The organism is Terrisphaera buseokensis (genome assembly GCF_047521145.2).
GTDB lineage: Bacteria > Verrucomicrobiota > Verrucomicrobiia > Opitutales > Opitutaceae > ER46.
In genome coordinates, this window is record NZ_CM134186.1 from 7072280 (window position 1) to 7090491 (window position 18212).

Genomic DNA, 18212 nt, shown 5'->3' on the forward strand with positions numbered 1-18212 from the left:
GGCACAAAAAAGCCCGCGGGAAATTCCCGCGGGCTTGGTTTGAGAGATGCGGCGATCGCTTATACCAATCGCCCTTTGTTTTTGGACTTTAGCCGCGGCTGCTAGCGCCAGCGAGTGGTGGTTCGGCCACTCGCTGGTGCTCGTAGCCACGATCGATCACGAGGTCCAAAAGCAAAGGTCGATTGCCATTACTTGGCGGGCGCAGCCGGGGCGGCGGCGGGAGCCGTCGGGGCCACCGGCGCAACCGGAGCGACGGGCTCGACCTTCGCCCAGGGCTTCCAGTTCCAGCCGCTCCAGTGCGTCGCTTCCATGGGCTGGTAGCTGCACAGGGTGAGATAGCCGGCGAGCAACAGCACGATGATCGTGATGGTGCGGCGACGACGCGAGGCGGCTTCCTTGTCCTCGTACGGATCCTCGAGCGAGCGGATCGAACCATCCGGCAGGATGGCGCGGGCCGTGAGCGCGGTGCCGAACGGAATGTTGATCTTCACGCGGCCGTTGATCGCCCAGCCGTTGGCATCAAGGATCGGACCGAGCGTGCGCTGGCGCAGCTTGAGGAACGCGATGAGCACCGCGGGAAGCGAAATCGCGAGCATCACGCCGATGACAATCAGCGGGAGCTGCCACCAGTGCATCTCCGAGAGCTTTGCACCGACGGTGGCGAGCGCACCACCGATGGCGCCGACGGCGACGCCCAACGCGGCGACCACGCCGACATCGAGTTTCTTCGGCGGCTCGACCGGTTTGCCCGGGGCGGACGCGGCTTGGGCAGCGGCCTGGCGGGCGGCGGCATCGGCTGCGGCGGAAACGGCTTTGTCGGCGGCCTTGCCGAGACGATCGTTGGCGGCGGCATCCGCGGCGGCGGCGCGCTTGGCCGCCATCTCGTCGATCATGCGGACGAATTTCTTGTACGGCGACCAGAACGCCTGGCGCAGGCTGATCGGGTTGTCGACGATGCTGGTGATCACGGCATCCCAGTCGCGGCCCTTGCGATCGTAGAACACACCGTGACGACCGGCGAACAGGTAGTCGCTGTCACCCTGGCTGAAGCAGCAGGCGACGTTCATCGGTGCGCTACCCGGGCGCGTGCAGTTCACGTAGGCGATGTAGGCCTTGCTCATCGCGGCGAGCGGATGCGGGGCATCCACCTTGATGCACAGTTCGCACGAGCGGCTGTCGAGATAGAGCGTGCCGGCTTGGAAGGCCGCCCAGCGATCGCGCGAGTAGAAATCGGCGAAGTTGACGAAATTGTGCAGCAGCGCGCGGAGGTCGCGCGCGTAACGCAGCAGTTTCTCAAGGTTCGAGATGGCCGCGGCCTCGGGGGCGAGCGCCGCGTCCTGCGCGACCAGCGCGGTGAGGGCGTCCTTGCCCTTGCCGGCGAGGATGGCCTTGACGCGATCCAAGCCGAGCGCCTCGACGGCCGCACCGGCTTTCGCGGCCGACCAGGCCTCGAAGGCGGCGAGTTTCGCATTGAGCCCGGTCCACTCGGCGGCGGTCAGGGACGTCTTGCCCGCGCCGAATACCGGCGTGACGGCGGCGGCGAGCAGTGCGGCGGCGGCACCGGCCCAGGCAGGATTGACGCCGTCGGCGAGCGGCAGCGCCCGGCCGGCCTCGACACGGGCGAGGGGGAAATGCGCGATCTCAGAGAGACTCGCAGCCATGTCTTTCGCCGACACGACGGCGAATTCCGTTTCCGCGCGATTGACCGCGGCGGTTGCCCGGGCGTCGAACGCCGCGAGGCGGCAACGAGAAAAATAGTCGTCCGCCTTCGCGCGGATCGCTTTGACCGCGGCGAGCGCGGCAGCGGTGCCCGCACCGAGCGGTGCGACGTCCGGACCCGCTCCGGCCGCGCTCCACGCCGCGAAAGCGGCGCAGTCGGCGAAGAACGCGTCGATCTGGGCTTGGCTGACACCCGCAACGCCGCTGCGATCGGCGACCGAGCCCTTGGTGGCAATGATGTCGACAATGAGCTGGCTGAGCGCCGCGTCCGTCGTCGAACCGGCGGTGATCACGCCGTCGCCGTTGAACTTCGTGCCCGTGAAAATCTTCGCGGTATCGGAAGCGTCGGCGAGCGAGATGACGTCGGTCTTCTGGCCCAGGTTGGCGAGAATTTGTTTCGCGGAAGCCAGCAGGGCCTTGCCCTCGGGCGTCGCGTCGTTGAACGCCGCGAGCGGGAGTGAATCGGATTCCTTGAGCAGCACGCCGGCGTCCTTCAGATGACCCGCCGCCCAGTTGATGGCGGTGATCAATTCGGGCACCCGGATGCGGCCGTCGCCGTCGGTGTCGATGAGTGCGAGCGTCTTTTCATCGAGTTCCAAACCCTTCACCGGGCAGCTGAGTGCCACCCATAGTTTTTGATCGAGGTTGCCGAGCGCAAGGAGGTCGGCACCGGATTCGAGGGTGACTTGGTCGAGTCCGCCGGTGCGGAAAAATTTCCAAGTGTGAGCGGGACTGGAGGCAGCGGAGGAGGACATGGTCGAGGGGGAAGGCGAAAGGTTGAAAGGAGCCGTCACGAGGTGGCAACAACAAGAAGTAGGTTATAGCCGACAACCGGACGGTCCGAATTCCGACAACCTCACCAAGCAGGGACCACCGCAGGCCTCCCGCGAATCACGCGAACGAACCCGAATCTCAGAGATAGACCAAAATTTGTCGGCGCCACGCAGCTGCCGCTGCATCGAAATCATCGGCGTTCGCTGATTCGCGTCTGTTCGCGTGATTCGCGGGCGACCGTCCTGCCGTCAGGGATACGACGCTCTCACACCCGACGGTAACCGGACCTTACGGCACCTCGTAGACCTCCACGAGTGCGATGCCGGTGGTGTTGTTGGCGCCGTTGACTTGGGCGGTGTACGATCCAGGCGCGAGCGAGATGAGCAGCGCGGCGTCGGTTGAGGTCGGCGGCAATGTGAACGCTCCCACTTGGGCGAACGCTGCGCTGAGCGTGGCGGTGCCACCCCAATTGTCGTTGGAGCCAATCCGGGTCTGACCGGAGAACAGCGTGAGCTGCGGATCGGCCACCACGCCGGGCACGTTGAACGGAGCCGCGCCGAGCGTCGGTCCCACCGCGCGAATCAACACCGTCCTGGCGTCCTGGCCGGCGATCACAAAACCGGCGGTCAGCCCGGTGCCGAGGTGTTTGAGCACCGACACGTTGACGAGCCGCGGAGTGGCGGCGACGAAGGTGCCGGCGGGACTGGCGTCGTAGATTTCAGCGATGACGGTGCCCGTGCCGCTGCCGGCCGCGGACACGCGGACGGAGTTGTCTCCGCTCGGAAGGTTGGCGACGACCGCGGAGTCGAGCGACTGGAGGCCGGAATAGGGAAACGCGCCGACATTGGCCATGGCGGTGGCGATGGCCGGGGCGCCGCCCCAGTTGTCGTTCTCATTCGTCTTCACCGGGCCCGCGAACAACTCGATCTTCGGGTCGTTCAAGGTGCCCGTAACTCCCAGTGCGCTCAGCGAGGGGCCGGCCGCGCGAATGACCAGGGGCTTCGCACCGGAGGTTCCGCTGCCGCCGACCACATAGCCCAGGGTAAACGAATCGCCCGCCGCGGGGATCGAGGTGAGAATCGAGAGGTTGATGAGCCGTCCGGGGTTTGGGATGCCCACCCGCAGCACTGCCCCGGCGCTCGTCGTGCTGTCCGCAGGATTGCCGTTGCCGACCACCACGGTGTAGGTGCCATTCGCCGCCGGCGTGAGGTTGACGATCGCATAGCGGTCGGCCGTGGCGCCGGCGATGTTGGTGCCGTCACGCTGCCATTGATAGGTGGTCGCGCCGGGCGCGATCACTCTGAAATTGGCGATGCCGCCCGGCGCGATGGTCTGGCTTTCCGGTTGCAGCGTGATCGTCAGGCCGGGGACCTCGACGATGCGGTAGATGGTGTCAGCGGTGGTGATGCGGGTCGTGTTGCCCACGGTTGTGCGCCCGGTCTCGACGCGACCGATCGTATTGATCGCCCCGTCGAGGCCTTGGAACACGACCGGCGTCGTTTCTCCCAAGTCGAAGCTGTGCAGTCGGCGCAGCCCGGTGCCATTGGTGAGGATCTTGTAGATGTCGCCTTCACCGTTGACGAAGGCACCGCCTTCAATCGTGCGACCGTAAAGCGAACCATCTCGGCCCTGGAAAAAAGCGCCCGCCGGGTTGTAGCCGTTGCTTTGGTTCGCGGATACAAAGGAGTAGATCACTTGGTAGCCCGTGCCGTCGGTGCGCATGCGAAAGACGGTGCCGACATTGCGCGACCCGCCGCCCACCGTCGTGCCGTAGATGAAGCCGTCGACGGCATGCACCACGGGTGTACGCGGGCCGAAACCGTTCGCCGGCACCGCACGCGAGAAGCCGGTGAGCAACGTGAAGCCGGTGCCGTCGGTCCGGATGCTGAAAATTCCGCCGACCGCGGTCACGCCCACGGCCTGCAGCGTGCCGTAAAGCAGGCCGTCCCGGCCTTGGATGAGGGCCATCGGCAGGATCCCGCCAATGGCCGCCAGTTTCTGATCGAACGAGTAAAGGACGCGGTAATCGGAGCCGTCTGGTGCGACCCGATAGATGACCCCGTTGCTGTCATTGAGCGTCGCACCGGCGGTGGCGGTACCGCGCGAGGTAAGACCGTAAAGATTCCCATCGGCGGCAAACACCAGCCCGCCGCGGGGCGCGCCACCGTCGGCGGTCAGCGTGGCGGTCGTGGTGCCGGTGGTGAACGAGTGCAGCACCCTGAAACCGGAGCCGTCGGTGTTGATCGTGTAAACCGTGCCGAAGCCGGCGCTGCCTCCGGTCTCCGTCGTGCCGTAGAGCGCGCCATCGGCTCCGAGCACGAGCGCATTCTCCGGCCGCCCGGCACCCAGCTCAGCGGCCGTGAAACCGTGGACGACCTGATAGTCCGAGCCGTCCGGCCGAAGCCGAAAGAGGTAGCCGTTGCTGGTACTTCCCCCCTGGCGGGTGACGCCATACAGCGTGCCATCGGGAGCCTGCACGAAATTGGCCAGGATGGTGTCGCCGCTGGTGGCGAACGTGTAGATCCGGGTGGTCTGCGCGAGAGCAGACGCCACTGTAACCAGAGCGGCGGCGACCCACACGCAGAACCGGCGGGTAAAATTCGTCTTCATGGGAACGCCGTTTGGGCCTGCCGACACAGCCGATTCAGGGCTAGCATGGCAAGGGCACGCTGCCGGCGGTCCCTACTTTATAAGCGCAAGGTCAGCACGCACTCCAGGTGCCGCGTCTGGGGAAATAGATCAAACGGCTGCGCGGCCGCGAGCGTGTAGCCGGCCGCGAGAAAGCTCTTCAAGTCGCGCATCTGCGTCGCCGGATCGCAGGAAACGTAAACCACGGCCCGCGGACGAAACGCAAAGAGCTGGGTGAGGAAGGATTCGTCGCAGCCTTTGCGCGGCGGATCGATCACGACGGCGGTGTCGGCCGGCGCAAACGCCGGATCCAGGCCGGCAAAGATCGCGGACGCATCGCCCGCGGTGAACGCGGCGTTCGCGATGCCGTTGGCGGCGGCGTTCTCCCGCGCGAAGCGAACGCTGCTCTCGCTGATCTCGATGCCGGCCACGCGCTCGAACGCCGACGCCGCGCTCAACGCGAACAACCCGCTGCCGCAATAAGCATCGACGAGGAACCGCGCCCCGCTCGCCGCCGCCTGCTCCCGCACGTAGCGGGTGAAGGCCGGCAGGATGAACGGATTGTTCTGAAAGAAATCGCGCGCGAGAAAGTGCAGCTTCAGATCGCCGACGGTTTCGGTGATGACCGCATCGTAATCGGTCGTGACCTCGCCGCTCGCCTGGCGCAGCAGCAGCGTCGCCGCGCGCGTGTAGGTTTCCTGCTGGGCGCGGACGCGTTCACGCACCGTCGTGAGCCGCTCGTTGATGCCCTCGGTCGCAATCGGACACTGCGGCACGTCGACGATGTCGAAGCGCGTTCCCTGGCGCAGAAACCCAATCGGAATCGGCGCCGGCCCGCGCGGCGGGTTGAAGTGCGGCGTGATTTTCGAGCGGTAGTTGAACTCGCGCGGCGAACCGACCACCGGCGCCACGGGAAAGTCGGGAATGCCCGCCATGTGCTGCAGCAGCTCGGCAACCTGCCGGCGTTTCCATTCGAGCTGCGCCGGGTAAGCGAGATGTTGATACTGGCAGCCGCCACACCGCCCGAACAATGCGCAGCGCGGCGTCACGCGGTCCGGCGACGGCGTCAATACCTCGACCAGATCCGCCTCGGAAAAATTCCTGTGGTTGCGAAACACCCGCGCGCGCACGCGTTCGCCCGGCAGCGTGAACGGCACCATCACCACCCAGCCGCCTTCGCCGAGGCTACGGCGGGCTGAAGCGTCGGGATTCGGATCGTCGGAACCGGTCGAGACGAGCTGAATCCGGCCCAGGCCGGAGCCGAGATTCGTCAGCGTGGCGATCTCGAGTTCGATCTCGGCGTGATACGCGAACGGCTGATCGTTGAATTTTTTCTTCTTAACCACGAAACACACGAAATACACGAATGCCGGATAAACGAGGCGGTTTTTCTTTCGTGTGTTTCGTGTGTTTCGTGGTGACCTCCCTTCCGTGGGTGCACCCGAAAAAATCTCCAGCCTCCAGAATCCCCGCATCAAGCACCTCGTGAAGCTGCGGGACCGGCGGTCGCGCGATGAAGCCGGGGTGTTCCTCGTCGAAGGTTACCGCGAGATTCGCCGCGCGCTGGAAAAAAAGATCCCGCTGGTTGAAGTGTACTTCTCCCCCGAATGGTTTCTCGGCGAAAATGAACCCGCCCTCCTCGCCTCAGCCGAGGCCGCGGGCGCGCAATTGTTCGAGTTGTCCAAGGACGCCTTCGCCAAGGTCGCGTATCGGGAACGCCCCGACGGCCTGCTCGCCGTCGCCCCGCAATGGAAGCGCGCCCTCGACGACCTGGATCTCGGCGCCGGCGGCCCGGGCGCAAAGCCGCCGTTTCTGCTTGTGGTCGAAGCAATCGAGAAGCCGGGCAATCTCGGGACGATCCTGCGCAGTGCGGACGCCGCGGGCTGCGACGCCGTCATTGTGTGCGACCCGGTGACCGACATCTTCAATCCGAACGTCGTGCGCGCCTCGACCGGCGTGCTGTTTTCCGTGCCGCTCGTCGTCGAGGAAAGTGCCCGCGTCGCGGCGTGGCTGCAGGCAAAGAAAATCCGGACGGTCGCGACGACGCCCGCCGCGGACAAAATCTACTCCGACGTCGATCTCCGCGGGCCGCTCGCCGTCATCATGGGCAGCGAACAGTACGGCCTGAGCGAGTTCTGGCTGAAGCACGCCGACGTGCCCGTGCGCATCCCGATGGCGGGACAGGCCGATTCGCTCAACGTCGCCATGGCGACGATCATCACGCTGTTCGAAGCGGTCCGACAGCGCACGCGGTAAGGAGATTGGGGGAGAGCTTCCACCTCAGCCAACTCGGCCTCCCGCGAATCACGCCAATGGACGCGAATGCGAGGAAGAATGAGCCCTCACGCCATGGTGAACTTGGCGGAAGCGTGGGTGGATTTTGTTTTTCCTCCAAAATTCGCGCCCCTTCGCGTGATTCGCGGGCGGTCTGCTGCACGGTACAGCTTCAGACAGGCGGGACGCCTGCGCTCCCGGGGCGCAACGCCTCGATCAACTGCCGCGTGCCTTCCGCCATGTTGATTCGCGGCACGTAGCCGAGGTCGCGCCGCGCGGCGGCGAGATTGAACCAGTGTTCCTTTGCGAGCTCGGCCGCGATGAAACGCGTCATCGGCGGCTCAGCGCTCACCGGCAAGACCCGCCACAGCAGTTCGCACGTCGCGCCGATCGCCGACGCCGCGCGCAGCGAAAGATGTTTCGTGACCGGCGGCTCGCCCAAGGCCCGCAGCAGATCGTTGATCCAGTCCCAAAGGATCACCGGCTCGCCATTCGTGATGAAGTACGCGCGGCCCGCGGCGGCGGCGTCCTCGCGCGCGAGCGCCACATCCGCGAGGAGGTGGGCGTCGACGGCGTTCTCGACGTGCACCATGTCGACGCGATTGCGACCCTCGCCAATGATCCGGAGCCGCCCCGCGCGGGCGCGTTCCAAAACGCGCGGCACGAGATGCGGATCGCCGACGCCCCAAATCAAATGCGGCCGCAGCGCCACGGTGCGGAGGCGCGGACTGTTCGCCGCCAGGACTTCGCGCTCGGCAATGGCCTTGGTCAAAGGATACGGGCTCGGGCACTCCGTCGTGAGCGGCAGCGATTCATCCGCGCCAGCCAGATCCCGGCCGTTGTACACGACGCTGGGCGTGCTGGTGTAAACCAGCCTATTGACCCCATGCGCCGCGCAGCCGGCGAGGAGCGCGCGCGTTCCCAGGACGTTGGCGCGGAAAAAATCATCGTAGCGTCCCCAGACGCCGACCTTCGCCGCGACGTGAAATACGCTTTCGACGCCGGCGCACGCCGCCGCGACGGCTGCACTGTCATCGAGTGAGGCGCGGATGAAACGCACGCCCCGTGCTTCCAGATCGGCCGCGGGCGTGCGACCGAGCACCGCCACGCGCCGGCCCGCGGCGAGCAAACGCTCGACGAGCCGCCGGCCCAGGAAGCCGGTGCCTCCGGTGACGAGCACCGGCGCGCGTGAGGTGGGATCGATCATGAAGCGACCCATCTGATCCGAAATCCCGCGGCAGAGGTCACCACGAAACACACGAAGGACACGAAAATCAGGTCAGGCGTGGAGCGCCGTTGGCCGCCACCACGCGATCACTTGGATTCGCTCTCAAAGCCCACCGCCGTCTCCGCCCATTGCGCGAGCGTGAGGCGGTGGATCTTCGCGTTGTGCCGGACGTCCACCGGAAACGCCGCGCGGAAATAAAAGTGCGCGATGCCCGACGTGTGCGCATGAGCGAGCGCCAGCGTCCGCAATTCGTGCGCGAAGGCCCGGCCGTCCGCGTCATCCTTGAGTTTCGTTTCCACCACGATCGCGGGCCGTTGGCGGCCCCGCGGTCCCAGGCCGATCAGCGCGCACCGTGCCGCCCGGGGATGGCGGCGGAATACCTGCTCGCACGGCTCGGTGTAGAGCGTGCCGGTGGTGGTCTCCACGCGCTCGACCTTGCGGCCGCAAAACCACAGCCGGCCGTCGGCGTCGAAGTACCCGCAATCTCCCATGCGGTGCCAGATCCCCGACTCGCCGCGAATTTTCGCGAGCGCGGTCGCGTCGGGCTGCCAGTCGTACGTCTTCGTGACCACGGGACCACGGACAATGATCTCGCCAATCTCGCCCGGCCGGAGAATGCGGGCGTCCATGAGCGTCGCGATGGCGCCGTCCGTGACCGCGACAATCTTGATCTCCATTTCCGCCACGGGCCGGCCCACGCAGGCGCCACGGATTGAGTCGGGCTCGATATCGGCGGCCGACACACTCGTCACCGGCAGCGCCTCCGTCGCACCGTACGGACTGTGCAGCCGGCCGTTCGGCAGGAAGACGCGGGCGTTCTCCCAGAGCGAGGCCGGGACCGCGGCGCCGGCGCACAGGACGCGGCGCAGCGAGGGCAGCGTGACGTTCTGATCGCGACAATGCTGGGCGATTTTGCGCCACAGGGTCGGGGAACCGAAGGAGTTTGTCACCCGCTCCTGCCGGATGGCCTGCACGATCTTCGCCGGATCCAAAGCCGCGGGTTTCCGCGGATCGATCTCCGGCACGATCGTCGTCATGCCGAGCGCCGGGTTAAACAGCGCGAAAATGGGCAGCAGCGGCAGATCGATTTCCCCCGGTTCAATCGCGTAGGTGGCCCGAATCAGCCGGACCTGGGCGTCGAACATCCCGTGCTCGTAGCACACGCCCTTGGGCGAACCCGTCGAGCCCGAGGTGAACAACACCGCGGCGAGATCGGTCGGGGCGTTGAGCGCCGGCCGGACTTGGGGCGCGGTGCCAAACAGGCCGGACGTCAGGCGCGCGGTCAGGGTATTCCGGGCCGACACCCGGATCCGCACCGACCGAAACGCCGACCGCGCCACGTGACTGACCAGTTGCGCGAACGGGATGCCCACCAACGCGCGGGGCTGCGAGCGCGCCACGCACGCGAGGAAGCTTTTCAAGCCCATGCCCGGATCGATCACCACCGGAACGGCGCCGAGCCGGAAGATCGCGAACACCGATGCAATCAGCGGCAACCCCTGTCGCACCATCACCAGCGTGCGATCGCCCGGACGGAGGCCGGCGCGCGCGAGGCGGACGCACCACGCCGCCACCTCGGCATCGAGCTCGGCAAAGGTCAGCGCGAGGTAATCAATTTCGCCGGCACGGTTGCGCCCGCGCGGCACCTTCAACGCCACGCCCTGCGGGTGATCCACGGCCATCGTCCCGAGGTGCCGGGCGATGTTGGCGTTGGATCCGGCGGCAGACCCGGCGGGGGCATAGTCGGGCATGGCGCGCGAATCGTGCGAGGCGTTCGAGTGACGGCAATAAAAAGGCCGCCTCAGGGGCGGCACTTTACCGGGGATTCACTGCGATGGCGGCGGAGTCGCCGCGGGGCCGGGCGGCCCGCTCAATAATCGTGCAGCGTGACCAAGCCCCAGAAGAGCGAGACTTTCTTCCCCGACGGGCCGTTCTTGCCGACGATCTTCGACGTGTCGGCATCGAGCGTGGCGGGGGTCGTCGGTTGAAACGAGTCCGTCGCGACCGTGACCACGCCGCCAAGCACCGTCGTTTCCTTGCCGCCGCTTGAGGTGTTGCGCGTGGCGCAACCGGACGCGAGGACGAGCAAAACCAGGGCAGCGGAAAGCGAAAGTTTCTTGTTCATGGGGAGCGGCGGGGATGGACGCTGGGTGCCGGGGGAAAGTTTCGCAAGGCTCGCGAATGGCTTTTCAGCCCCTAAGCGAGGGCGATGCAGTTGAAAGGTGAAAGTTGAAGGTTGAAAGCGGCCTGATGCCTTCGTTGGAAGCGGGATTCTGGTAGAAATTCGGAGGCGTTCTGAATGGTTCGGGTCTGGTCGAATTCAATGCATTATGCGCGCCGCTCTTGCTCGGGTCTTTCAACTTTCACCCTTCAACTTTCACCTGCATGGCTCCGGCTAAGCGAGGGCCTTCAACGCCGGTTCGGCCCGGAGCAGTTCAATCTGCCACGGCAGCAGCACGTCTTCCAACCGGTCCGGCTGCCGGGCAATCTGCGCCAGCTGCGAACGGTTGGCAATGAGCGTGGCCTCGATCTCGAGTTTCTTGGCGAGACGATCGCGGTCGGCACGTATCCGTTCCTGCAACTCGACCTCCTCCTGCGAGAGGGAAACGTGGCTGGAATCGCGGCCGGGGCGGCGCGGAAGGGTCTTGGGATCGCGCGCGAGCCCGGCCCGCACGGCGGCGGCGAGCGACGGAAAGATGCGCTCGTGGCGCTTGCCGAGGTGCACGGCGTTCAGGATCGTCGACTCGCTGTCGCCGGCCTCGGCGGCTTCGGCGATTTTCAGCAGCAGGGCGTTGCCGCAGACCTTGAACGGCGGCGTGTCGAAACGCTGTGCCTGCGCCTCGCGCCAGTGCCAGATGGCGTGCAACACGGTGAGACCGGGCCCGCGGAGCCGTTCGCTACGGCCGATCCGCCAGTCGTTTTCCGTCGGCGGGGCAAAGCCCTCAAAACCGGCTTCAATCTGCGCCCGGCACTGCTGATCGAGCCAGTCGAGGCGACCGAGTTTCTTGAGCTCGCGCGTCAGGATGTCGCGCAATGCAGGCAAGTGCCACACATCAAGCGCGGCGTAGTTGAGCAGTTTGGGCGTCAGCGGGCGCTTCGACCAGTTGGCCTTCTGGCCGTCCTTGTCGAGCGCGACCCCGAAGTGCTGGTCGAGCAGCGAGGCGAGACCGATGCGGGCCAGCCCGAGCAGTTGCGCCGCCAACATCGTGTCGAAGAGGCTCTTCGGCTGGAAGCGGCAAAGGTCGTGGAGCAGCCGCAGATCGAAATCGCTGCCGTGCATCACCAGGTGCTTCTTCGCCAGCACCGCCCAGAGCGGCTCGAGTTTCAGCCCGGGAGCGAGGACGTCCACGAGGAACACGTCGCCATCGACGAGGAACTGCAACAGGCAGACCCGCGTCTTGTAGTGGTACATGTTGTCCGCCTCGGTATCGAGGGAGACTTCGTCCACTTTCTCGATGGCGCGGAGCAGCGGCTCGAGCGAACCAGGTTGGTCGAGGAGTTGGTAGGACGGTGGACGCGTGGTCACTTTCACACCGAGCAAACGGCGGAGGCGTGACGGAAGGAAGCGCGAAATCATGCGGCGGCTAGGAGGCGTTATTCCACGCCATGAGGAAGGCATCAATCAACAAAGGGAGATCTTCGTGATATCCGCCTTCCAGCAACGCGGCCGCCGGCCGGTTCGCCTCCCGCAGCCAGCGCCCGAGCGTGGCAAAATCCTCCCGTTCAAGTGTCATCGAGGTGATCGGATCCTGCGCGTAAGCGTCGAAACCGGCCGAGACCAGAATCAGGTCGGGGCCAAACGCGAGGACGGCGTCCAGCGACGCCCGCAGCGCCGCCATGTGGTCCGCGCGCGGGGCGTTGGGCCGGACGGGCCAGTTGCGCACCCGCGGGCCGACATCGTGCGTGCCGGTACCGGGATAGCCCGGATGCTGGTGCACCGAGGCGAAGAAGGTGTTCTTCTGCTCCTGCAGGATGGCCTCGGTCCCATTGCCATGGTGCGCATCGAAATCCCAGACCGCGACCTTCGCGGCGCCGAGGTGCCGTTGCGCATAAAGCGCGGCGATGGCGATCTGGTTGAGATAACAAAAACCCATCGCCTGCGTGCCCGTGGCGTGGTGGCCGGGTGGTCGCATCAGCGAGAACACCGGCTCCCGCGGCTGGGCGGTCAGCGCGTGCCGCGCCGCTTCCAAGGCCGACGCGACCGAACGCCGCGCGTGATCGGCGATGCCGGGAAAATACGGCGTGTCGCCGTCGAAATCGCGCGCGAGCGCCAGCCGTTTCACGTGGGCCGGCGTGTGCGCCAGCAGCAACGCCTCCTCGGTGCCCGGCGGCAGTGCGGGCACGCGCCACGTCCAGTCCGGGTGCGCGGTCCGCAGATGCGCGGCCGAGCGAATGACGCGCGCCGGCTGTTCCGGCCGCATCGACGAGCCATAGTCCGCGCAGCGCGGATCGTGCAGAATCAGCATGGTGATATCACCCCAACGATGTGCACCGGCCGGAAGAATCCAAGCCCGGGCCTCGGTTTATGGTTTTGCGCTTTCGCCGCCATCTTGCGGCACTCCCGCCATGAAAGTCGTCGTGCTGTGTTCGGGCGGAATGGATTCAGTGACCGCGCTCCATTGGGCGCGGCGCGAGCATGACGTCGCGGCGGCCGTCAGCTTCGACTACGGCGCGAAGCACAATCACTGCGAAATTCCCTTTGCCGCGTGGCACGCCGCGCAGATCGGCACGCGCCACGAGATCATCGCGCTCGATTTCATCAACCGGCTGTTTGCATCGGATCTGCTCAAGAGCGGCGGCGCGATTCCCGAAGGCCACTACGAGGCCGCCAACATGAAGCAAACCGTGGTGCCGTTTCGCAACGCGATCCTGCTGTCGATTGCGTGCGGTTTCGCGGAGAGCATCGACGCCGGTGGCCTGGTCATCGCGGCGCACGGCGGCGATCACGCGATCTATCCCGACTGCCGCGAGGACTTCATGCGCGCGATGGGCGACGCCATGCGCCTGGGCACGTACGCCGGCATCCAGCTGCTGCGGCCGTTCATCGCGCTCACCAAAAGTCAGATCGCCGCTGAAGGCGCGAAGCTCGGCGTGGATTTCGCGCAGACGTGGTCGTGCTACAAAGGCGGCGCGGTGCACTGCGGCAAATGCGGCACCTGCGTGGAACGCCGCGAAGCCTTCGCGCTCGCCGGCCTCGTCGATCCCACGGTTTACGCCGCCAGCGAACCGTTGCCGGCCAAACCGGACGCCCGCGAATTGCGCTAATATGCGCGAATGCCATTTGATATTCGCGCCCGTTGGCGTGATTAGCGGGCAAATTCCATGCTGATTTCCGAAATATTTCATTCGCTGCAGGGCGAGGGTGAGCTGACGGGCGTGCCGTCGGTGTTCGTCCGCACCAGCGGCTGCAACCTGCGTTGCGCGTGGTGCGACACGCCGTACGCGTCGTGGAACCCTGAGGGAACGATGCAGAGCGTCGCCCAAATCGTCGCCGAGGTCGTCAGCCACTCACCCACTCAGCATGTGGTGCTGACCGGCGGCGAACCGATGATCGCGAAGGATCTCCGCCCGCTCGCCGCGGAGTTGAAGGCGCTGGGCCGTCACATCACGATTGAAACCGCTGCCACGGTCGCACCCGACGGCATCGCCTGCGATCTGGCGTCACTCTCGCCGAAGCTCCTGAACTCCGCCCCGGATCCCATCGAGCACACGGCCTGGCGGAAGAAGCACGAGGCGACGCGTTGGCAGCCGGACGTCGTGCGCGCGTGGATCGACCGTTACGCGTACCAGTTCAAGTTCGTGGTCGCGCGGCCAGAGGACGTCGAGGAACTCGAATTCATGCTCGCCGCGCTCCAGCGCGAGATCCCGCGACACAAGGTGCTGCTCATGCCTGAGGCGACCTCGTTGGAAAAAATGCGCAGCCGCGCCACCTGGCTCGGGGAACTTTGCAAGGCGCGCGGCTACCGTTACGCGCACCGGCTGCACATCGAACTCTATGGCAATCGACGCGGAACCTAGCGGGCCGCCTCCCGCTGCGGCCGGCACGAGTGTCATTGTGCCCGCCGATCCCGCCCGACCGCGCAAGCTGTCGGAGGAGTTCGCCCTGATCCTGCGCGAGTTCGAAGTCGAGACGGTCACGCTGCGCGAAGTCCTCGCCCTGCTGCACGGGCGCGGCTTCGTCCTGCTGATCATGCTGCTCGCGCTGCCATTCTGCACGCCGATCCCGCTGCCCGGCGTGTCCACGCCCTTCGGCCTCATCATCGCGATCATCGGTGCACGGCTCGTCTTCGGCGCGAAACCCTGGCTGCCCGTGCGCCTCCTCGATACGCGACTGCCGCCGGCGACGTTCGCCAAGGTGTTTGCCGTCACCCGCAAGATCATCGTCGGCTTCGAGCGCCTGCTGCGTCCGCGCCTGCTGGGCGTGACGGCGTCGGGGCGCCTGCTCCAGCTGCACGCCCTTCCGATCGTGATCTGCGCGCTCCTACTTCTGCTGCCGCTCCCCGTCCCGTTCAGCAACGCGATCCCAGCCTGGGGCATCATGCTGATTTCCGGCGGGCTGCTGGAACGCGACGGCGTCTTCATCATCGCGGGTCACATCACCGCGCTGCTCGCCATGGCCTTCTTCGCCGCCATCGCCCTCTTCGGCGTCGAGGCCTTCGACTTCATCTGGAAGTGGCTGCACTGAGCGGCACGGGGGCGGAAGTTGAGCGTTGAGAGTTCAGGGTTGAGAGTGAAACCGAACCAAGCCGCTCACCGGCACCTGATTCCGATCAGGCTCTCAACTCTCAGCTCCAAACTCTCAACTCCCCGATCACGCGCCCCCTCAAATCCTCCGCGCCGGCACCACTCCCGCGTTCTCCGGCGTCGTCGGCAGAAAGTTCAGCGCGAGGAAACCCAGCACGGAACGCGCGTCGGCGTAAATGGAATCGAATTCGCGCTGCAGCGGATTGTCGGCGACGAGCGCGCCGGCCGATGGAATGACGGTCTCCACCAGGCCCTGCGACAGCGACTCCACCGTCTCCAGCACCACCGCGGTCTCCGCCGCGACCGTCGTATCCGGGACGTCGCGACGCCACGTGCCGCCGCCAAACTGCACGTAACCGATGCCCGCCACGACCGCGCACGCCGCCATCGCCACGCCGAACGATCGCCAGGCGCCGCCGGGTGTCCGCACCGGCGCCTGCACCGCCGCCTCCTCCCGGATCGATCGCAGCAGCTCGCGTTCAAATCCCGCGGACGGCGCCGGCGACGCCTGCGTCCAGGCCCCGGCGTCGCGCCGCAACGCGCCCTCGACGGCGTCTCCGGTTTGGAAATACGCCCGGCAGTCCGCGCAGCTGGCGGCATGCCGCGGCTGCGCCTGACCAGTGACGACGCACCACTGGCGGATGACTCGGCAGACAGGGCGAACGCGGGGTGACGGCTTCGAGGTCATGGCTGTTGGTCTCCTTTCATCAATTGCTGGCGGGCGCGGTGCACGATCACCTTCACGTGAATCTGCGTGAGCTCCATCACGCGGGCGGTTTCCTCGGTGGACAGATCCTCGGCGAAACGCAGCCACATCACTTCGAACTCGCGCTGCGAGAGGACGCGCCGGGCGCGGGCCCAGACGTTCTCCGCGCGATCGCGTTGCTCCACGGTGTGCGCCGGCGAGGGCGCGGTGCTGACGGGTTCGTCGGTGACATGATCCCACTTCTTCGCGGATCGAAAATGATTCAGCGCGTTGTGCCGCGCGATCGTGAGCAGCCAGTTGATGATCGGCCGATCGCCATCAACCCGCTGGATATGCCGGAACGCCTTGAGAAACGTCTGCTGTGTCAAGTCCTCGGCGTCCTCGCGCTGCCGCGTCATCTGGTAGAGGAAATGATACACGCGTCGCTGGTGCAGCCGGACAATCTGCTCGAACGCCCGCACGTCACCGCCCGCCGCCGCGCGGACGATCGCCGCTTCGGCCTCAGGCGAAGCCGCCGCATCCGGCATGGATGCGGTGGCTTCAGCGCGGGGTGTGGCAGAGAGCGTCATCGTTTCCATGTCGGCTCCACGCCGGTCAGTCAGCGCCCGGCAGCCGCGGGACGCGCTTTCGGCTCGGCCACGCTCACCGCGTACTTCGCCTTGCCCTCGGGATCGTTCACGTAGACGACCTTCAACGTGTACGTGCCTTCGGCCCCGGGGAACTGAAACTGCGACATCGTGCCGCGTCCGCCGACGGCGCGCATGAATTCGGAGCGGAAGATCAACGGCGAGCCCGAGCCGTCCGCCGGCGCAATTTCGACGCGATCAAAGCGGGCATTGCGGCCGCCATTGAGCGCACGCCCCACCGTGATGGCCACGCTGTTCTCGAGTTTCACATTTTCGATCGTGCGGGTCACAAGCGCGGCGGCGTCGCCCGCCGGCGCAGCGCCTGACGCCGCTTCAGCGCTCCACTCGGCGAGGGTCCGGCCGGTGGTGATGGGCTGCGGGCGGTTCACCGGCCGATTTTCCACCTGGCCCTGAAGGGCCTTGCCCATCTGCGCCAGCCGCGCGCTCGGATACGCAAGCCGCAGCGTGACGGTCTCCTTGTCGCGGCTCACGCCGGTGGCATTTAGAAACTCGGCCAGCTGACGATCGTTCGTCTCCGCCAGCGAAAGCGCCGCGGTCATGCCCTGGAGGATCTTCATGAGCTTGTCCGCGCTCTGCTCGGACGAGGCAAGCAGCTCGGCATGCGCAAACACATCGGGGCCGCGCTCGCCGATCGCCAGCGAGCCGGAACTCGCCATTTGCAGCAGCCGCGCCTGCGGGGCGTTCTGCGGAAACAACGGTTCCGTGGGCAGCACGCTGGCCGCAAACAGATAGGCGCCGGCGGCATTGCCCGTGAGCTTGCTGAGGGGCGACGCCCCCCCCGACATCAGCGACGGCGCGGCGCCGCGAAACACCTCGCGCGCCTTGAGCACCTGCGCGCGCGACTTGCTCACGATGATGATCGGCTCCGGCGGAAACGCCACGATCACCTGCATGCGCCGCGCGGCCGGGGCCTTGGGATCAGTGACCGCGTACGCGGGAAACGGATAATCCTTCGCCTCGGTGAACACCTCGGGCTGCGCGAGCGTGCCCTGCAGCAGCAGGCTTTCCGCAATCTTGCGGAGATCGTCGGTCCCCTGCGCGATGAGCGCGCCATCAATCGCGTTGGGATCGCCCGAGAGGTTCGTGCCATACGCGGTGAGCGAACCCACCGTCATCAGGACCTTCGGAATATCGAGGCCCACCGTTCCGCCCGTCGCCTGGCCCTGGGCTTTCTCGAGCGCGGCCACCAGCTCCTGGCCGATGGTGCCGGCGCGGAGCGCGGCGAAATCCGCGTGCAACACCCACTGCGCGTCAGCGGCCACGATGGCCGGATTGTAGGCGGCGAACGCGGGCACCGCCGGAAGCAGGGACAGCGCCCAACCGGCGGCGCGAAGAGAGATGCATTTCATTTTGGAAGTCATGTTGCCCCTGATACACGCGGGATGCGACCCAGGTTACGAATAGTCGGCACCGACGTCGACCGCGCCGGAGCCGGCCCGAGGGTGCGCGGCGCCACGATCGACGCTGACGCGGAGAGGTAGCGCTGGAGCTT

General features: G+C 66.3%; 15 protein-coding genes. 4 read left to right on the plus strand and 11 right to left on the minus strand.

The window, feature by feature from the left end; all coding sequences use genetic code 11:
* Positions 1-188: 188 nt before the first annotated feature.
* The 3 genes from ACLJEU_RS26580 to ACLJEU_RS26590 form a co-directional block, all read right to left on the minus strand.
* Positions 189-2474: a hypothetical protein gene (locus tag ACLJEU_RS26580; RefSeq protein WP_414664621.1), complete on the minus strand. Its 2286-nt coding sequence runs from the start codon at positions 2472-2474 to the stop codon at positions 189-191.
* A gap of 307 nt (positions 2475-2781) precedes the next feature.
* Positions 2782-5103: a choice-of-anchor tandem repeat GloVer-containing protein gene (locus ACLJEU_RS26585; RefSeq protein ID WP_414664622.1), complete on the minus strand. Its 2322-nt coding sequence runs from the start codon at positions 5101-5103 to the stop codon at positions 2782-2784.
* A gap of 77 nt (positions 5104-5180) precedes the next feature.
* Positions 5181-6476 (minus strand): class I SAM-dependent RNA methyltransferase, encoded by a 1296-nt coding sequence (locus ACLJEU_RS26590; protein ID WP_414664623.1) that lies wholly within the window; start codon positions 6474-6476, stop codon positions 5181-5183.
* 76 nt (positions 6477-6552) lie between these two features.
* On the opposite strand from ACLJEU_RS26590, the gene ACLJEU_RS26595 reads away from it, so the two are divergent.
* A complete protein-coding gene (locus ACLJEU_RS26595) occupies positions 6553-7377 on the plus strand; it encodes a TrmH family RNA methyltransferase (protein WP_414664624.1) in 825 nt (274 codons plus the stop codon).
* Positions 7378-7567: 190 nt separating this feature from the next.
* On the opposite strand, the gene ACLJEU_RS26600 is transcribed toward ACLJEU_RS26595, so the two are convergent.
* The 5 genes from ACLJEU_RS26600 to ACLJEU_RS26620 form a co-directional block, all read right to left on the minus strand.
* The gene (locus tag ACLJEU_RS26600; RefSeq protein WP_414664625.1) at positions 7568-8602 is read right to left on the minus strand and encodes an NAD-dependent epimerase/dehydratase family protein; all 1035 of its coding nucleotides are present in this window, start codon (positions 8600-8602) and stop codon (positions 7568-7570) included.
* A 107-nt stretch (positions 8603-8709) separates the two neighbouring features.
* Complete coding sequence (locus ACLJEU_RS26605) at positions 8710-10374, minus strand: fatty acid CoA ligase family protein (protein ID WP_414664626.1); 1665 nt, start codon at positions 10372-10374, stop codon at positions 8710-8712.
* Positions 10375-10493: 119 nt separating this feature from the next.
* Complete coding sequence (locus ACLJEU_RS26610; RefSeq protein WP_414664627.1) at positions 10494-10748, minus strand: hypothetical protein; 255 nt, start codon at positions 10746-10748, stop codon at positions 10494-10496.
* A gap of 270 nt (positions 10749-11018) precedes the next feature.
* Positions 11019-12200 carry a ribonuclease D gene (locus tag ACLJEU_RS26615; RefSeq protein WP_414664628.1) on the minus strand — a complete coding sequence of 394 codons (1182 nt, stop codon included), beginning with the start codon at positions 12198-12200 and terminating at the stop codon, positions 11019-11021.
* A gap of 7 nt (positions 12201-12207) precedes the next feature.
* The gene (locus tag ACLJEU_RS26620; protein ID WP_414664629.1) at positions 12208-13089 is read right to left on the minus strand and encodes a histone deacetylase family protein; all 882 of its coding nucleotides are present in this window, start codon (positions 13087-13089) and stop codon (positions 12208-12210) included.
* Positions 13090-13189: 100 nt separating this feature from the next.
* Here ACLJEU_RS26620 and queC point away from each other — a divergent pair, with 100 nt between their 5' ends.
* From queC to ACLJEU_RS26635, 3 genes are read left to right on the plus strand one after another with little or no spacing between them, the layout of a single operon-like run.
* Positions 13190-13888 (plus strand): 7-cyano-7-deazaguanine synthase QueC, encoded by a 699-nt coding sequence (gene queC, locus ACLJEU_RS26625; protein ID WP_414664630.1) that lies wholly within the window; start codon positions 13190-13192, stop codon positions 13886-13888.
* A 57-nt stretch (positions 13889-13945) separates the two neighbouring features.
* The gene (locus ACLJEU_RS26630) at positions 13946-14641 is read left to right on the plus strand and encodes a 7-carboxy-7-deazaguanine synthase QueE (protein ID WP_414664631.1); all 696 of its coding nucleotides are present in this window, start codon (positions 13946-13948) and stop codon (positions 14639-14641) included.
* A gap of 37 nt (positions 14642-14678) precedes the next feature.
* Positions 14679-15308 (plus strand): exopolysaccharide biosynthesis protein, encoded by a 630-nt coding sequence (locus ACLJEU_RS26635; RefSeq protein ID WP_414664632.1) that lies wholly within the window; start codon positions 14679-14681, stop codon positions 15306-15308.
* 138 nt (positions 15309-15446) lie between these two features.
* Here the strand turns inward: ACLJEU_RS26635 and ACLJEU_RS26640 are convergent, their stop codons facing one another.
* Genes ACLJEU_RS26640 through ACLJEU_RS26650 form a run of 3 tightly spaced genes read right to left on the minus strand, consistent with a single transcriptional unit; the run spans position 15447 to position 18069 of the window.
* Positions 15447-16055 carry a hypothetical protein gene (locus ACLJEU_RS26640; RefSeq protein WP_414664633.1) on the minus strand — a complete coding sequence of 203 codons (609 nt, stop codon included), beginning with the start codon at positions 16053-16055 and terminating at the stop codon, positions 15447-15449.
* Entirely contained in the window at positions 16052-16642 is a 591-nt protein-coding gene (locus tag ACLJEU_RS26645; RefSeq protein ID WP_414664634.1) for an RNA polymerase sigma factor, read from the minus strand. Before ACLJEU_RS26645 ends, ACLJEU_RS26640 begins: the two co-directional genes overlap by 4 nt.
* A gap of 29 nt (positions 16643-16671) precedes the next feature.
* The gene (locus ACLJEU_RS26650; RefSeq protein ID WP_414664635.1) at positions 16672-18069 is read right to left on the minus strand and encodes a hypothetical protein; all 1398 of its coding nucleotides are present in this window, start codon (positions 18067-18069) and stop codon (positions 16672-16674) included.
* Positions 18070-18212 lie beyond the last annotated feature (143 nt).

Bases quoted from the DNA above. Each gene is read 5' to 3' on its own strand.
- ACLJEU_RS26580 (WP_414664621.1), bottom strand. From the start codon at position 2,474: ATGTCCTCCTCCGCTGCCTCCAGTCCCGCTCACACTTGGAAATTTTTC.
- ACLJEU_RS26585 (WP_414664622.1), bottom strand. From the start codon at position 5,103: ATGAAGACGAATTTTACCCGCCGGTTCTGCGTGTGGGTCGCCGCCGCT.
- ACLJEU_RS26600 (WP_414664625.1), bottom strand. From the start codon at position 8,602: ATGATCGATCCCACCTCACGCGCGCCGGTGCTCGTCACCGGAGGCACC.
- ACLJEU_RS26605 (WP_414664626.1), bottom strand. From the start codon at position 10,374: ATGCCCGACTATGCCCCCGCCGGGTCTGCCGCCGGATCCAACGCCAAC.
- ACLJEU_RS26610 (WP_414664627.1), bottom strand. From the start codon at position 10,748: ATGAACAAGAAACTTTCGCTTTCCGCTGCCCTGGTTTTGCTCGTCCTC.
- ACLJEU_RS26615 (WP_414664628.1), bottom strand. From the start codon at position 12,200: ATGATTTCGCGCTTCCTTCCGTCACGCCTCCGCCGTTTGCTCGGTGTG.
- ACLJEU_RS26620 (WP_414664629.1), bottom strand. From the start codon at position 13,089: ATGCTGATTCTGCACGATCCGCGCTGCGCGGACTATGGCTCGTCGATG.
- queC (WP_414664630.1), top strand. From the start codon at position 13,190: ATGAAAGTCGTCGTGCTGTGTTCGGGCGGAATGGATTCAGTGACCGCG.
- ACLJEU_RS26630 (WP_414664631.1), top strand. From the start codon at position 13,946: ATGCTGATTTCCGAAATATTTCATTCGCTGCAGGGCGAGGGTGAGCTG.
- ACLJEU_RS26640 (WP_414664633.1), bottom strand. From the start codon at position 16,055: ATGACCTCGAAGCCGTCACCCCGCGTTCGCCCTGTCTGCCGAGTCATC.
- ACLJEU_RS26645 (WP_414664634.1), bottom strand. From the start codon at position 16,642: ATGACGCTCTCTGCCACACCCCGCGCTGAAGCCACCGCATCCATGCCG.
- ACLJEU_RS26650 (WP_414664635.1), bottom strand. From the start codon at position 18,069: ATGAAATGCATCTCTCTTCGCGCCGCCGGTTGGGCGCTGTCCCTGCTT.